Annotated in this window: 13 protein-coding genes; 5 read left to right on the forward strand and 8 right to left on the reverse strand. The window is 45.9% G+C overall.

The features are described 5' to 3' along the window. Window positions 1-143: 143 nt before the first annotated feature. The 4 genes from JWH17_RS10505 to JWH17_RS10520 all read right to left on the reverse strand — a co-directional run bounded on the left by JWH17_RS10505 (window position 144) and on the right by JWH17_RS10520 (window position 4,930). Window positions 144-611, reverse strand: coding sequence for a universal stress protein (locus tag JWH17_RS10505; protein WP_205222572.1), 468 nt, complete (start codon window positions 609-611; stop codon window positions 144-146). Window positions 612-1,837: 1,226 nt separating this feature from the next. Next, on the reverse strand, window positions 1,838-2,827 hold the full coding sequence (locus JWH17_RS10510) for a DHH family phosphoesterase (RefSeq protein WP_205222573.1): 990 nt from the start codon (window positions 2,825-2,827) through the stop codon (window positions 1,838-1,840). 650 nt (window positions 2,828-3,477) lie between these two features. Then, a complete protein-coding gene (locus JWH17_RS10515; RefSeq protein ID WP_205222574.1) occupies window positions 3,478-3,978 on the reverse strand; it encodes a rubrerythrin family protein in 501 nt (166 codons plus the stop codon). A gap of 316 nt (window positions 3,979-4,294) precedes the next feature. Then, the gene (locus tag JWH17_RS10520; protein ID WP_205222575.1) at window positions 4,295-4,930 is read right to left on the reverse strand and encodes a rubredoxin-like domain-containing protein; all 636 of its coding nucleotides are present in this window, start codon (window positions 4,928-4,930) and stop codon (window positions 4,295-4,297) included. Window positions 4,931-5,403: 473 nt separating this feature from the next. Between JWH17_RS10520 and JWH17_RS10525 the strand changes: the two genes are divergently transcribed. Further along, the gene (locus JWH17_RS10525; protein ID WP_205222576.1) at window positions 5,404-6,411 is read left to right on the forward strand and encodes a serine/threonine protein kinase; all 1,008 of its coding nucleotides are present in this window, start codon (window positions 5,404-5,406) and stop codon (window positions 6,409-6,411) included. A 55-nt stretch (window positions 6,412-6,466) separates the two neighbouring features. Here JWH17_RS10525 and JWH17_RS10530 read toward each other — a convergent pair whose 3' ends face one another. The 3 genes from JWH17_RS10530 to JWH17_RS10540 form a co-directional block, all read right to left on the reverse strand. Continuing rightward, entirely contained in the window at window positions 6,467-6,787 is a 321-nt protein-coding gene (locus JWH17_RS10530) for a carboxymuconolactone decarboxylase family protein (protein ID WP_205222577.1), read from the reverse strand. A 138-nt stretch (window positions 6,788-6,925) separates the two neighbouring features. Beyond that, window positions 6,926-7,489, reverse strand: coding sequence for a 3'-5' exonuclease (locus tag JWH17_RS10535; protein WP_205222578.1), 564 nt, complete (start codon window positions 7,487-7,489; stop codon window positions 6,926-6,928). Between the two features lie 156 nt (window positions 7,490-7,645). Then, window positions 7,646-8,791 carry an MFS transporter gene (locus JWH17_RS10540; RefSeq protein ID WP_205222579.1) on the reverse strand — a complete coding sequence of 382 codons (1,146 nt, stop codon included), beginning with the start codon at window positions 8,789-8,791 and terminating at the stop codon, window positions 7,646-7,648. Window positions 8,792-9,225: 434 nt separating this feature from the next. Between JWH17_RS10540 and JWH17_RS10545 the strand changes: the two genes are divergently transcribed. From JWH17_RS10545 to JWH17_RS10555, 3 genes are all read left to right on the forward strand, one after another. Continuing rightward, entirely contained in the window at window positions 9,226-10,518 is a 1,293-nt protein-coding gene (locus JWH17_RS10545; protein ID WP_205222580.1) for an MFS transporter, read from the forward strand. 326 nt (window positions 10,519-10,844) lie between these two features. After that, entirely contained in the window at window positions 10,845-12,488 is a 1,644-nt protein-coding gene (locus tag JWH17_RS10550; protein WP_205222581.1) for a sensor histidine kinase, read from the forward strand. A 36-nt stretch (window positions 12,489-12,524) separates the two neighbouring features. After that, entirely contained in the window at window positions 12,525-13,862 is a 1,338-nt protein-coding gene (locus JWH17_RS10555; RefSeq protein WP_205222582.1) for a sigma-54-dependent transcriptional regulator, read from the forward strand. Window positions 13,863-13,927: 65 nt separating this feature from the next. On the opposite strand, the gene JWH17_RS10560 is transcribed toward JWH17_RS10555, so the two are convergent. Continuing rightward, a complete protein-coding gene (locus JWH17_RS10560; protein WP_205222583.1) occupies window positions 13,928-14,122 on the reverse strand; it encodes a hypothetical protein in 195 nt (64 codons plus the stop codon). 187 nt (window positions 14,123-14,309) lie between these two features. Between JWH17_RS10560 and JWH17_RS10565 the strand changes: the two genes are divergently transcribed. After that, the gene (locus JWH17_RS10565; protein ID WP_205222584.1) at window positions 14,310-16,193 is read left to right on the forward strand and encodes a DNA/RNA non-specific endonuclease; all 1,884 of its coding nucleotides are present in this window, start codon (window positions 14,310-14,312) and stop codon (window positions 16,191-16,193) included. Window positions 16,194-16,314 lie beyond the last annotated feature (121 nt).

The raw sequence follows: 16,314 nt of genomic DNA on the forward strand, positions 1-16,314 counted from the left end.
GGAAAGTGATGCTGTTCAGCAGTGCTTCAAATGTTCACAAGCTGACCGATTAGCAGATAAGCTCCGACCTCGATACATCGGAATGCTGGGCCCGCAGATCTTGGAGAGTTGGGGCTACTGTTGAATAGTTACGTTTTTTCAGGTTAGGCCGCAGCTTTAGCCGGAACTATCAAAACAGGCACTGTCGACTTGCGCACGGTTTTTTCAGCTACCGAACCAATCATAAAATGAGTCAACCCGGATCGGCCATGGGTAGCCATTACGATCAGATCGATCTTACTCTTTACGGCAAAGTCATTGATAGCATCAGCAGCTAATCCAACCTCAATATGAGTGCTTACTTCAACGGTGCTCGGAACAGTTTTTTCCACTATCTGGGACAATTCCTGTTCAGCATCTTTAACCAGCTTTTCTTCATACATCGGCACATTAAAACCGTTAAGTGAGGTTGAGCCATAGCCTGATCCAATGACTATCGGAACCGGCTGGACTACCTGCAAAACATGTAATGCTGCACCAAATTTCTCGGCAATCTCGACGCCAACGCTTAATGCAGATTCTGAATGTTGACTACCGTCACTCGGACATAATATGGATGATACTGGAAACATACCTGCCTCCTTGGTAAATAATTAATATAAATAAATATTCTACTCGCCCTCTCTTGAGATGAAAATGGACTCTAACCAGACTATGATGCTGCAGGAGGCCCACCTTTCATAACAGCGCACTGCAGACCGCAGTGCCTGCGATTCCAGCTAAATCGAATAGACTGGCAATTATGCAGAACAGAAACACCACGTTCACCTTGATAAACACCTCTCTTTTTGTTGATTTGCCTGTAAGGCATTTGTCATGGTTAATTCCAACAGTCACCTGAGGGACAATTATATCCTAGCATAAAGCAGGCCATGTTTCGCCTCTTGCGCTTAGACGAAAAACCATGGCTTTCTGCACTGTGGAAAACCATGTTGCTATGGAAAAATTAAAAATTCCGACAAAAGAGGAGGCTTGTCCGGAAAAACAGGATCCCCAGCCAAGAATAGTCCAAACTTATACGACTACCCCCTATGGCCTGCTATTTTCTAAAAGCATGAGGCGGAATTAATGTGCCGGAAACAAAAACGTACAATTTCAAATTGGGTTTAACCTGCCGAACTTTCTTTCTCAACATAGTGCAGAGGGATGACCTACTCCTTTCGCCGGCCAAGCTGTATCACCTGTCAACATTTAAACACGATGCTTCATTTGCCCTCCGCTATTTTTAGAAAAAGTGGAGTAAATCCGATTGTAACAGAGGAATATGACCGACGGTTGCGTAATGGAAATCGGCAAAGAATCTGCAAGGTTCCGGCATGAAGCTCATTGCAAAAAAATGTACTAAAATACACGTTTTTGTTTGAGCCGTTTTGGGGTGTAAGAATTATTGCGGGTATATGGCTAATTGTCATTGTTCCAGCTGGACAGATGCAGTGTGATCAAGGGTATTGCGCAGTTTTCAAACAGACCATGTTTGAACTCGGTCCCTGTCAGGAGTGATACCGGCTGTGGCCCAAAGCATTCTTTTTATGCGACGCAAGAGGCACAGCCATAAACTTACTATCGGAGTTTACGCTTCCCTGCGAGTATTGTTTTTTCGGCAATAACGTCGAGCTGGAGAGAAAGGGTTCAGGCCGACAGACTCCTGGAAACATGCCAATCTCTGAAAGAACAAACATATTTGTGAAATTATTGATCCTTACCAACTCGTTATTTTTGCCTCTCGTTTTATAAAGCCCTCGTGGCCGATCGCATCTTGCAACAGCGATATTAAGTGTTGCCAGCTTCCAAAACAGGATCAACGGTTTTTGATTTTATCAGCAATATATTTTCCAAGTTGCGATAAATCATCTGTTTCGTCTGCAAGCCCTGCGAGTGGGATCTCTGCTCTAGCCGCGTTCTTATGCCCTCCAGCAGAACCCAGCTTACCGAACAGCCGTTGTGCAAGTTTGCCCGCATCAAGTCGAAAACCGGTATTTCTCAGAATTATAATTAATTTTTTACCGTAAACACCGGACACGATGCACCAGGTCGCCTCTGCCATCTTTAGAAAAAAATCGGCAAGAATCACCAAAGAATCGGCATCCTTTACTTCACCCATATGGATATAGGCCGTATCACCTATAAATTGCAACTCTTCGAAAGCTTTGCGGAATGCGTCCAGGTTTTTCTTGTTGATTTCAGATGATTCAATTTTTTTTATAATATTAATATTAACGTGAGGATAAAGGTACCGAAACGCCTTGACATCATCGTAAGTTGACGTTCTGGCAAAGTTATCTGTGTCTGTCTTAATGCCGTAAAATAGAGCAGTGGCTAATTTGGTCGAAGGAGTAATCCCCGCCGCTCTAAGGTATTCCGTCATAATGGAAGAAACCGCGCCATATTCCTCGCGGATATCCTTGAAAGGAGCTTTCAGAGTTGGATCAGGCGTGTGATGATCGATTATGATCCTGAAATTGGTATTGCTTAAAGATTTATGATGATGGGGCTGTGAATCAACCATGGCCCATGTCGTCACCTCACTGGTGTCTGCCTTTGTAATGTAAGGGAGGGTGATCTTTAACTCTCTGATCATGGCCAGATTATCCGAACGTTTAATAGCATTAACCCGGCAGATAAGAGTTTTCTTTACTTTTCTCCAGAACAATCTTTTTAAAGCCAGAGCACTGGCGATGGCATCAGGGTCTGCAACAATAAGAATACAAACCACATCATTGGTGGAGATACTATTGAGAAGACTTTCATAACGGCCTTTGTGGGTGGCTGCTTGGACTGGAGGAGGCATAGACTTGTTTCCAGGTAGTGATGCTTCTGTAGCTGCTGGTAGAGCTCAGCTGGAATATGTTTAATTATATAGAAAAGTTGGGTCGTTGTCACCGTTGCAGAAAATAAAGAGGGGTTGAATGGTTGTATTTTTGTAATGAATAGAGACTGCTAGCTGAGTCTACGCTTACCCGGAGTTTACGCTTCCATTCATTACCAAAAAAAAATGAACCTGACGCCGCCTGAACTGATGAGAACTCCAGGTTAACGATGGTGAATCTTAATCATGTCCAGCAACCCCTTATTACCTCTTTATACGATTTTTCAGGTTGGGGCATTCAGAAAAATCAATTGACCCACTTCCTTGTTTGCATCTGTCGGCGATAAAAGGTGCTCTATCTTTTGCAAAATAGTTAATGATCGCGAGGGAGAACAACTTCTATTTATATTTAGCGAACTTCAAAAAAATGCAGTCCTGCCCTCCATGCAATGGGCAGACCGGAAACGGCTGAGACAGAGTACGCTTTGGTGGTGCGAGCCCTTATTTGTTCCTGTTTGCACAATAAATGAAAAACAACAAGGGGCGGAGCGTTGTGTAAGGCGGGTTGTATAATGGGAGCTCTGCCGACAGCTTTGTCTAGAAATAAGCTGCCGGCAGAGGGCGGAACATCGTTATGCTACTTGGGTAAAGACCTGCTGTTTTGCTCCGCAAACCGGGCATTTTTCAGGGGCTGCACCAAGTTCAATATAGCCGCATATGGGGCAAAGATAAAAGTCTGTGACATCCATATCAACTCCGTTTTTTACTGCTTCGAGTGCCTTGGAGTAAATCTGGGCATGGACTTCTTCTGCATCCACTGCGAATTTAAACATGGTCTTGGCTCTGTGCCCCTCAGCGACTGCCTGGTCAACCATGGGGGGATACATATTGGAGAACTCAAAGGTTTCTCCGTCAATGGCAGCCTGCAGGTTTTCGGCTGTAGTAGCAATTCCATCTAGTGCCTTTAAGTGACCCTCTGCATGAATTCGCTCTGCCTCAGCAGTGGTACGGAACAGCTTTGCAATGTTAACGAAACCATCTTTTTCTGCTTTCTTGGCAAAAGCCCGGTACTTCTGGTTAGCCTGACTTTCACCGGCAAAAGCTTCTTTCAGATTGTCATTTGTTGTAGCCATTTTTTACTCCTTTAAAATGATTGAATATACTTATCTGTAGTTTGTTATGTGCTGATGGCGTTGTAAAAAGTCCGATCTACGGTGTTGCAGGTTTTTCCCGAGGCTTTGACATACCATATGTATAGTCAAAGCCTCGGGAAAAACACTGCGCCTTGTATATCGAACTTTTGTACTTAGCCATCTTTAGTGTGTGATGGACTTTTTATAAGTCCATCATTTGCTTGGTTAATCAAATTACGAAGATGAATAACGTATCCGAAAAAAGTTTGCAATAGTTTTGGGAATAAAAATCACTTAGGATCAATTATTATTAATATCAACTGCTCTTTTTAACACCGAATACAAGTTTACCACCCATGTGGCCGGCTATGCCCACCGCTGCCAGAAGGAGCAAGGCAAGGAAAATAAACATCATCCTCCCAGAAGAAGGCGTAGCCATCACTTCCGGTTGTACCAGTCGCCAGATAACGAGCAGGGTAAGCAGAACGGTAGCAGCGATGGAAGCACCAATCTTGAGCTTAAAGAGCGACGTCATTGCACCTTTGTATTTTTTTTGCCAGGTGACGTACCCGGTGTACAGGACCACCGGCATGTTGAGGAGTACAAAAACAAGACTGTAAAAGGCCGCCGTCTCAAATGAAATGAGGCCGAAAACAGGAGTAAGTATGAGCAGTATGAAGGCGAAGGGGATTATTCCATTGGGGGTATGGACTGTAATCGGATGGAGATGAAACTGCAGGATAAGTGCAGTAGCTTTTTCGAGAAGCGTTTCTGGAACCGGGTTTTCTTCATCCTGTCCTTTTTCTGCTGTATCCTCTTCGGGCGTTTCAGGTGCAGCCTTTTCTGTGACCTCGATAAACGCACTGCTGTCTGCTCCGCATACAGGGCATTCATCTGGGGGATTTTCACCTTCATGGATGTATCCGCAAATTGTGCATTCCCATTTTTTCATGTTTTTCCTCCTTGTTAGTAAAAGAACGTAGGTTTTCCTTCATTGCATATGGTGTAAAAGGGTTGTTTCGGTATGCCGATACATACCAGGCGGGCGTATTGTGATAGCTAAACAAGATAGAATGACGTAATAAAACAGAAGGCCTCTGGAGAATCGAGTAGAGAAGGAAGAAGAGCGCAGGCTCAAGAGCTGGAAGAGGACTGGACCAACTGATTGTATGCGATAGTGGGAGGTACGCATTCTTTTCCTCTGGGAGTGAGTGTCAAAAAAAGACAGTCCTTGTTTTGATTATTCTTTGTGGCCTCTTCGCAGAAATGGAACAATTATCTGCAGGTCGAAGAGAGAATGATCAAAAAGAAGATATTAATAATTACGGTTTGATCGTAGCATACTTGTCGCCCTCCGGCCAATAAATATCAATTAAGCCGGCAAGGTAGGCTGCAGAATCCGTTTCAAAAAGGTAATGCCCGTATATGAATACGAAAGAAAGCTCAACTGGTGGTGTTTTTTCGGCGCTCACGCCTGATGCCATTCTTAACCTTGCCGAAAAAGAGCTTGGTATATATCTCTCTAATTTGTGCCGCCCATTGAATAGTTATATCAACCGGGTATATGAATTAGAAGATGAAGACGGCAATGGGATTATCATTAAATTTTTTCGGCCTGGACGCTGGAGTAAAGAGGCATTGCTGGAGGAACACCAATTCCTCCACCAACTGGCAAAGGATGAGATCCCCGTGATTACACCACTTCCATTGCAGAAGGGTGGTACGCTCGGTTGCTACGAAAACATTTTTTTCACCCTTTTTCCCAAAAAAGGGGGACGTTATGTTGACGAACTCAATGATGGGCAGTGGATTGAACTCGGTCGGTTATTGGGTCGTACCCATGTGGTTGGTGCCGCAGGATCATTTGCCCATCGACCGACGATCAGGCCGGATCAAAGCACGCAGGCTCATCTCCGCTACATCCTTGAAAGCGGCCTCCTTACCGAGGAGTTGGCCGCTGATTATGAAGCAGTCGTACAAAGGTTTATCAGGGAAGCGAGCCCTCTGTTTGAAGATACCGACATGATTCGCATCCATGGCGACTGTCATTCCGGTAACCTCATTTATCGACCAGGAGAATCTTTTTACCTGATCGATTTGGATGATATTGCTACAGGGCCGCCGGTGCAGGATTTCTGGATGCTGCTTCCAGGTACCTTGGACTCAGCCTTTGTCGAGATTGATCTTTTTCTTGAAGGGTATGAAACTTTCCGCAGTTTTGATAACAGAAGCCTTGCCCTGATGGAGCCTCTCCGTGCAATGCGCTTTGTCCACTATACAGCCTGGTGTGCCTATCAGGTTAAAGAAGACGGGCATTCCGTAGTCGTACCTGATTTTGGTTCAGCTGCTTACTGGCAGCAGGAAATAGCTGATCTTGAAGATCAGCTTGAGCGTATGCAGGAACCGGTAAACATACCGGGCAATAGCTGGTGAGCGATAGTCGCCAAGAGAGTGTGAGTAAGGCTCCATTCGAATGATGTAAAATAGATTACTTTTCAGCGATCGTTTCCTGAATCCATGCCAGCGCAGCTGCCACTTTTGGAAAACCTATAGTGGAGATAAGTAGAAGCAGGCTGTGTTGTATTTCTGCCACAGATGCGCCTGCTGCAAGAGCACGGCGGGTATGGGAGTGCACTGCTCCTGTTGATTGAGTTGCCGCTGCAACTCCTAACTGGATCAATTCCGTCGTTTTTTTATCCAGTGGCCCTGCCGTCCGCACTGTAGCGCCAAGGTTTTCCACTGCTGCCATAACTTCAGGGAAATTGTTGATCAAGCTTTGGTAGTGATTGTTAAATTTTTCGTTTGCCATAAAAAAGGTCTCCCTGTTTGTTATTTTTAAGGGTCGCTAAGGTCTTCTTGTATAGTGTATATCCTGTCGGCCTGGAGGCAACCCTTTTCGTAGGACACCTGTGGTCGGGTGAGGGGCATGAAATGCCCATGGCCGGATTCACTTATTGTTTAACCGCAGGAAAATTTCCCTCCCTATCCATGCATCGGTTGCCGCATATTGAATTTGTCCCGGCGAGAGGTCCTTCTTGGCCCAGTTGCTGGTGGTGATTTTTTTTGATTTTGGAATGCGGATCCCCATGGTGGCCGCTGCAAGACCTCTCAATCCAAAATGCTGTATGCTGAGGGTCTTGCCAAGTTTTGCCAGGTCAATAAATCCTGCAGGAGAAAAGTGGGTGACTTTTTGCAGCCCTTGCACGTCATCGGTTATTGCGACTCCAACCTTGGAAATTGTTCTGTTGCTGAGCAATGCGCTGATAGATTCAGGTAGGCCGATCTGCTTGAGTTGAAAGAGAAAAACCTCTTTTTCTGTAGCCAGCTGGAGCAGAGCGGGTAGATACTGCTGTCCTTTACGAAAGGCTGGTCTGGTCTCCGTGTCAAAACCAAGGACATGGTTTTTTTTCAATATCGATATGGCGTGTTGTAATTGCTCTTTGCACGAGATGAGGTGAGTTGGGCCTTGCCATTTTTTTATGGGTAGGGCGTTAATTTCTTCTCTGGACATGCGTGAGGTTATTATCGGTTGAGCTGTAAGCGATTGGCTCGTAGTAGAATGTTTGGATTGCATAGTGTGAAGATGTGTTTGCTATTTGGTTGGTGATGTGAGCAGTTATAGATTTTAGGGGGAATAAATCAGGAAGTTATCCCCCCCCATGAGTATTTACGGCGATTGTTTTGCGGGAAGCGATATTTTTTGGACGGCGATCAATGAGATGCCGCTCATCATGGCACCGATGACAAACGGAATCCGATAGTCTACCATCCAGATGAGACCGCCAAGCACAGGTATGACAACCGCTGCAATGTGGTTAATAGTAAAGCCGACAGCCATGCTGGGGGCGATATCCTGAGGGTCTCCAATTTTTTGGAAATAGGTCTTGATAGCCATGGAAAAGTTAAACAGGACATGATCTAAAATATACATACACATCACGATCAGTTTTGACTCGGTAAAACCATAGGCAAGAAAGACGAAAATCAAGCCGGTGTATTCGATGGTGAGTATTTTTCGCTCACCATAGCGCACGATAGCTTTGCCTAGCACAGGATTGAGGAAGTAGTTGATGATGTTGTTAACGATGAACAGTAAGATTACCTCTTGCACCGAAAAAGAAAAAATTTTGACCAGTAGAAAAACCGAAAAAGCAATAAAAATCTGCCTGCGAGCGCCTGCCATAAAGGTGAGGAAATAGTAAAGGGCGTAGCGACGACGGAATATCATCTTTTTGTGTTGCGGCACTATGTTGGCGTGGGTGGGGTTTTGGAACAACGCCCACAGTCCTGCAGCCGTAACTGTAGAACCAAGTATGAGATATATCCATCGGTAATCAATAAGTTTGCCGAGACAGAGGATAAGACCACTGGTGAGGATGGCCGCAGCTGCAGACAGGCTGCGCAAACGGCCTAATATCAGCGGAGAGGTAGACCGGTTGAAATACTGGAGCACCAGTGATTGGTTCATGGTCTCATAGTAATGAAAGCCAAAGCTCATCAGCAGGGTCGTGGTCAGTAAACCGAAAAATGTCGGGAAAAAACCGGTTGCAGCCGTACCTGCTCCAAGAAGGATAATGGACAGTGCTGCAATTTTATGTTCCTGCAAAAGAAGCATGACATAGATTGCCAGTAGGGCAAGAAAGCCCGGTATTTCACGTACCGATTGAATGGCACCGACTTGTTTTCCATCAAGGGCAGCCACTTCCACGGCGAAGTTGTTAAATAGAACCATCCACGTCTGCAATCCAACCACTGAACATATAGTCAGGGTAACCAGGAAGCGGAGCATGGGCCTTTGTTCGTTGTTTACCATTGTATTACCTTTCTCCGGCCTGACCGTCATTCGTCAGGCGCTGTTTCGGCAAAGAATAGACACCACTAAGATGAAATAATCACCCACTCTTTTATTCTTTTTCAAGAAGGGGGAGCTGTTTGAGATGGTATAAGGGTATACCGATGAGCCTGTATGCTGCATGATTATTCTATACACCGTTGCTGAGATTATCTGCATTGAAGACTGTGGAGACTATGGGAATGAAAAGCGTTTTTTAGGATATGGTAAAAGGAGCGAGGGAAGCTTCTGTCTAAATAGAGGGGGCAGGTGTCCCGATCTGATCGTTTTGCGCTACCGGCGTTTGCTTCCATTCCGGTTTTGTAGGCAGGTTGGGGAAGTGCCCGTTGCCCCCTGTGAAGGTATTTTTTTATAACTTACTAGAACTATAATCTTTTTGCACCTCGTATACGTTTATGACAGATACTGAGCATGATGGTCTGGACAAGCTGACAGCAGGCCGGCTGAGATCATATTTACAATTTTTACGAACCAATCAAAAATTTCGACGCTTCTGGCTTGCGACTATTGTTAGTCAGGTCGGAGATTGGTTTAATTACATCGCCATCTTTGTTGTGTTGACGGATTTGACCGGATCTGGTGAGGCCATTAGCTGGTTTTTAGTTGCCAAGTTTTTGCCGACAACGCTTTTGGGACCTTTTGCCGGGGTGGTTGCCGACCATTTCAATCGCAAGAAAATTATGATAATCTGCGATGTGCTTCGGGCTTTGGTGGTTTCGGGGTATTTGCTGGCAGGACTCGATTCTCAGGTCTGGTTGATTTATATGTTGGCATTTTTACAGGAGTCGGCTTGGACGTTTAATCATCCTGCACGTCAGGCTTCCATTCCCGATCTGTGCAGTAAGGAGGAGTTGAAGGTAGCTAATGGCCTTTTCGGTGCCTCCTGGTCGGTTAACCTGGCCTTGGGCGCTGCACTTGGCGGGTTTGTGACAGCCTGGTTCGGTTGGAAGGCTGCTATACTTATTGATGTGGCTACTTTTTTGGGCTCAGCACTCCTTGTTAGTACGGTGGTGCTGAGGTTGCGACCACGGAAAAAAAAGGAATTTTCCTTGGCCAGACTTACCGGGGTGCCCTCATTTTTGGAAGGTTTGCAGTACGTGCGGAGTAATTCACGGGTTGCGGCGCTTCTGTTGGTGAAAAGTGGCTGGGCACTGTCCGGAGGCATATTGGTTATGCTAACGGTTTTTGGTGAACAGGTCTTTTCTGATGGTGGCCGCGGCGGTTTGAGTGGCGTACTCTACTCCATGCGCGGCATTGGGGCTGCCATCGGTCCGTTTCTTGCCTGGCGTTGGTTTGGGGCTGATTCTTCAGGTATGCGCCGGGCTATTGGAGTGGCTTTTGCCATCTCTGCCGTCGCCTACCTGCTGTTCAGTCAGGCTCCTAATATTTTTATTGCCGGCATTTTTGTTCTGTTTGGGCATATTGGTGGTGCCATCCAGTGGGTTTTTAGCTCCACACTTCTTCATTTGCGGGTTGAAGAACAGTTTCGGGGCAGGGTTTTTGCGGTGGAGATGGCGCTTTTGACATTGATTATGAGTCTGTCAACCCTGGCCACTGGACAGGCACTGGATGCTGGTTTTTCTCCCAGAAGTATTGTCGTAGTGCTCGCTATGTTGTTTATGGTGCCCGGTAGTCTTTGGTGGCTGTACCTGATTCGGTTAGATAAAAAAAATAAGCAACCAGTATAGAAAAGTTGTCTTATATATTTGCTATGTGCATTTTAGCCTTGTCGGCTGTTGTTTTTTTATCTGCTGAAATCTAAAAGTGCTTGCAAGACAAGTCTTTTCGGGCAAACTGCAGAAACGTTGGCGATCACCTCGTTGTTTTGGTATAATTGTTATGAAATAAGATAGTTCCGGACTACTGGCGGTAAACAGGAGAGCCTGGTTTGTAAGATGCTAAATCAATAGTTCTCAATGGAAGAATGAGGTGAAAAAAGCTTGCCCGGCAGGAATAGGGGGCAGGTAGTATCCTCATATATTCAAAATAATACTTTCCGGTCAGCGTATCCACTATGCCACGTTTTTTACAGATAAGTAAAAAAGACCTGTTTATTCTCCTGTTTATAGGGGTGTGGTTTGGGGTACTGGTCTTTGTTTACCTGTATATGCTGCCTCTGCTTATTGTAGATCACTCGCTTGTTTCCCTTACCTTATCGCTGTTTACAGCCACAGTTGTTTCTCTTTTTTTCTTTTTTGGACCGATTTTTTTTCTGAAAGTAGAGCTTGACCGGTTGTTGAGCAGTGGGCTGACTTTTGGGATACTTCTGGGGATGCTTTACGGCTTATATGCCTGCCTGTTGGCGTTGTTGGATTATCTTTCTCCCAATTCCCGTGACGCCCCCACCGAATTTTTATTACTCGTTATTCTTGGTTGCGCTCTTGTCTACAGTCCTTTAAGGCGATTGGTGCAGTATAGCGTGGACCGGCTCATTTTCGGGAGCAGGCCGGATTATCAGAATCTACTTTGTGAGGTGAGCGGGAGAATTGCCACTACTTTGCAGCTGCCCGATTTGGTCGATATCCTTGTTGATGAATTGCCCAAAGGGCTACAGGTTACCGGTATAGGTTTGATGATCATGGAGGAAAAGCGCAGCCGCCTGTACCCGGAGAACCTGCGTTTTGGATCAAGTCTTTGGTCGAAAAGTCGTTTGATTACTTTGCTGCGGCAAGGACAGCAATCTTTCTCTTGTAAACGAATGGTGGGTGATTCTGTTTTGAGCGCGGAACTGCTGGAGATTAAAAAGGCTGGATTTGCATTGGTGTATGGTCTGCAAGGGGGATCGCTTTTTGCGGGAATGCTGCTGATTGGTCCCAGGAAAGATGGTACCTCTTATACAAGTCGTGATTTTCAGGCATTCAGCATCCTGGGGAGTCAAGTGTCCACGGCCATCGAAAATGCCCTGAACTTTGAGTCGCTTGCTGGGAGCAATGACCAGTTACAAGCAACATTTCATAAGTTGGTGCAGGCTGAAAAAATGGCTGCCCTTGGTGAAATGACAGCCATGTTGGCCCATGAGTTGATTAATCCACTGGGAATTATCAGGAGTTCCGCCCAGTACCTCTTGAGTGAACAGCGAAGTGCTGAGGTCCAGGAAAATTTGCTGCAGTATGTGATTGAAGAGGTGGATAGCTTAAATCTGATCATCAATAATCTTCTCGGCCTTGCCCGTCATAAACCGCCTAAGTTCAGAAAAGTTGATCTACAGTTTGAGATTAAGGATTTTGTGGATAAATGGGTGGAGTGTGAAGAACACTCGCAGGGTGTAAAGATCAATGTCAACCTGCCGGATACGTTACCGGTGCTTTATGCAGATTTTAAACAACTCCGGCAGGTATTGTTTAATTGCGTGGCAAACAGTGAAGAGGCAATGGAAGCGGTTGGAACCATAACCATTTCCATTCGAGAGATAGAACAGCAACGGATCGAAATAGTAGTTGAGGATACCGGACCAGGTGTTGCTGAAGATGATTTAAAGCTTGTTTTTAAAAAATTTTTTACTACCAAAGAAAAGGGAGTAGGGCTCGGTCTTCCTGTTTGCAGGCAAGTCGTGCGTGCCCACAACGGGAGCATCAAGCTCGTCAATAGCCAAGAAGGAGGGGCAAGGGTTATTATCAGGTTGCCTTTGAGGCCGCTGGTAACTGTGGGTAAAAATTAGATTGAAACTCCAGAATTGTTTCCAGGATAATTGCATATGAAAAGTCGGGTACTCATAATTGAAGACGAAGAACGCATGCGTCATTTGCTGACCTTAGTCCTTTCTGAAGAAGGGTATGAGGTTCAGGCTGCTGAAGACGGAGTAAAGGGGATGCTTTTGTGGCGTGATATGGAGCCCCATGCTGTGTTGACCGATTTGAAAATGGCGCGGGCTGATGGTATGGAAGTTTTGGATTTTCGAAACCGCAGGTACCAGAATGTTCCGCTGATTATTCTCACCGCTTTTGGGACTATTCAGAGTGCCGTTACGGCGATGAAACAGGGGGCATATGATTATTTGACCAAACCGATTGATAATATGGAGGTTGTGCGTGTCGTAGCGCGAGCCATCGCGGATACCCGAAAGGAAGTTGGTGTCTCACGTGGGGTTCAGGGAGAGGCAAAGATGGTAGGATCCTCTCAGGTTATGCATAAGTTGTATGAGGATATTAAGCTTATCGGCTCTACCAAAATGTCAGTATTGATTACCGGCGAGTCAGGAACGGGCAAAGAACTGATTGCGCAATCGATTCATGCTCATTCCCCACGAGCAGCTAAACCCTTTATACGGGTTAATTGTGCGGCCATTCCCCACGATCTGCTTGAAAGTGAATTATTCGGACATGTCAGGGGAGCTTTTACCGGAGCAGTCGGCAACAGGGAGGGTGCATTTGTGGAGGCAGATAAAGGCACCATTTTTCTTGATGAAATTGGTGACCTCCCTCTTGATCTGCAACCGAAAATTTTGCATGCGGTTGAGGATAAGTTGGTCTCTCCTGTGGGATCCTCAAAATCTCGTTTGGTAGATGTCAAGATCATTGCCGCGACCAATCGTAATCTTGATCAAATGGTCCACAACAGGCAGTTTAGAAGTGATCTCTATCACCGTCTTAACATGTATCCTCTCCGTGTACCGCCACTCAGGCAGCGAGGGGCTGATTTGGATGAGCTGGTCGATTATTTTGTTGCATTATTTTGTAGGGAGCAAAATAAACCGCCATTGGTTTTGGCAGACGGGGTCTTGCAGCTTTTGCAGAGTTATCATTGGCCGGGTAATGTACGGGAGCTGAAAAATGTGTTGGAAAGGGTCGTGCTTGTCTGCCGGCATGGTGAGATAACAGAGGATTTGCTGCCGGAGAAAATACGCTCGGAATACATTGTTCCGCAGAGCCGTTCCAATGATTATCTGGACCTGTCTTCACAGGAAAGAAATCTTATTTTAGCAGCCCTGGAACAGAGTGGATGGAATCAATCCAAGGCGGCAAGAAAGCTTGGCATAACCAGGAATACCCTTCGCTACCGCATGAAAAAATACGCAATTAACCGTACAATGTAATTCTTCTCATATTCACATTTTGTAGCTTGCCTTTGCTGGGGCAGCTACTCTCTTTATGCCCGTCCTCACAGGGACGTTCCCCTCTGTTTGTTGTAGATCTGGGTACTTTTTTTCACTCTCTCCCCTTTGTTATCGTTACCGCTTTTTCTCTCTTTGTCATTAATACTCCTGTTCATCATTGCCCATTGTCGGGCAAAAAAAAAACCATCGCGATTGCTGGTGGTCGAAATGCACCACCATGGGTGGTGTATATGCACCACTTTTAGAACCTGCTTTCACGGGCTGTGCCCCTAAAGAGCAGAAGAAGGACCGTTTACGCGGTATCGGGTTTTGCCGTGTAAATGGTATGACAATTGCGTGTTATCTGCTGGGAGTCCTGCGAATGAGTAGAGTAAACAATCAATTTTGTCATCACCATTTTATTGCCTGGAATAGGGAGAAGCCCCAATGAGTAGGAAAAAAAATGAAAACGCTCCATTAGCTTCCCTGCTTGCCGACGAAGAAGTCGTTTCTGAACTACAAGATAAGGTAGAATCGCTGCAGGGGATGCTCGAGGATTTGATGGAGTCTCCAACCTTCCGTGCAGGCATGGACGTGCTGCTGCAGGCAAGCGATCGTGAAAGAATCGATTTACTGCTTGATGGAAAGGAAGGGGTTCCCACAGGGTTTGCCTCTCCTGAAGCGATTGTGCTTGCTACGGGGCGGCCTGCCTTGCTTATTCGGGACGGGCAATGGGAAGAACCAGAGCTGCAGGTGATAAAAAAAAGAATAGAACCGGCAACAGGGTATCTGCGGCAGGCTATCCCTAAAGTAGGGCGTGTGGAGTTGGTGAATGATCCTACACTGGAATATGTCGGGACCGGGTGGATGATAGAGGAAGACGTGATGATCACCAACCGACATGTTGCAAACGTTTTTGCTTATCATGCAAACAATCAAATTGTCCTCCGTACCACGCCTTTCGGCGTTCAGCTTGGGGTGCAGGTAGATTTTAACGAAGAGTACGCATCCCCTAATCCAGCTTTTGAAGTTGAGGTTGTTGATGTTGTTTTTATTGAAAAAGAAGGTCCTGAAAGGCCGGATATGGCTTTGATTCGACTTGAAAAGGTTGAGGGCTTGCCGCAACCGATCGAACTGTCATCCCTGCATTTGCAACGAAACGATGATGTTGCTGTTATCGGTTATCCCGCTAAGGATGGGGGAAGAAATGATCCGTTTATCATGCAGCGCATTTTTAAAAATATCTACAATGTTAAACGGCTAAGTCCGGGGCGTGTGACCGGTGTTCGCGAAGATCGGTTTATCTTGACCCATGACTGTACCACTTTGGGGGGCAATTCAGGTTCGGTGGTGGTCAATCTTAAAGATGGGAAAGCTGCAGGGCTCCATTTTGCAGGCTCCTATAAAGAGAATAATTTTGCTGTCACCAGCGAAACGATTAAGAGCAAGCTCGCAGATCTTTATGGCCGCAGCGTAATTCAACTATCGGTTTCAGGGACTGAAGAGAGGAAACCGACTCTGGCAGACCTGGAAATCCGCAAAGGGTATGACCCTTTGTTTTTAGGAGAGACCGTTGACTTTCCTGAGGTAGATCCAGCTGTTGTTGCCCCGGTAAACAACAGAGAGGATGGATACCTGCATTATCTGCATTTTTCGGTGGTGATGCATAAGAGCCGTCGCCTGGCACTGTTTACTGCGTGCAATATTGATGGCCGTAAGTTGTACAAGATACCACGCCGCCGCGACAGATGGGGACTGGACCCGCGTATGGAGGAAATATATCAAGTAGGCAATGAACTATACAAAAACAATCCATTGGATCGAGGTCACATGGTACGACGACTTGATCCTGCATGGGGGGATACGAGAGAAGAGGCCGCTCAAGCGGCAGATGATACGTTTTTCTATACCAATGCTCATCCGCAACATGCGCAGCTTAACCAGAGAAGTTGGTTGGACCTGGAGGAATATATTCTTGATAATGCGGCCACCCATGATCTGAAAGTAAGTGTTTTTACAGGCCCTGTTTTCGGGCTTTGCGATCGCGAATATCGGGATGTGCTTATTCCACAGGAGTATTGGAAGGTCGTTGTTTGCATAAATGCCTTCACTGGTCAGCTCTCGGCAACGGCGTATCTTTTGAGCCAATCCGGATTTATGGAAGATCTGGAGTTTGTTTTTGGTGCGTACCAAACCTATCAGGTCCCGGTTCAACTGGTAGAAAACAGGGTAGGGGTTGGTTTTGGACAGCTTGCCATGCATGATCCTTTAGGCATGGTTGAACACCGAGGACATCGGGTAGTAAACGGACCTGATGATATTACCATTTAAATGAACAGGTAGGGAGGAGATTGTAGGTCGAGTAGTCCCTTCGTCCGGATTATTGATCAAAAATTCCGGGGTAGGTTGGGGTCCTAGTGCATTAATTTTTTTTCTTGGGGGAGCAAAATCC

It is taken from the genome of Desulfogranum marinum (assembly GCF_016918565.1).
In the GTDB taxonomy this organism is placed as follows: Bacteria; Desulfobacterota; Desulfobulbia; order Desulfobulbales; family Desulfobulbaceae; genus Desulfogranum; species Desulfogranum marinum.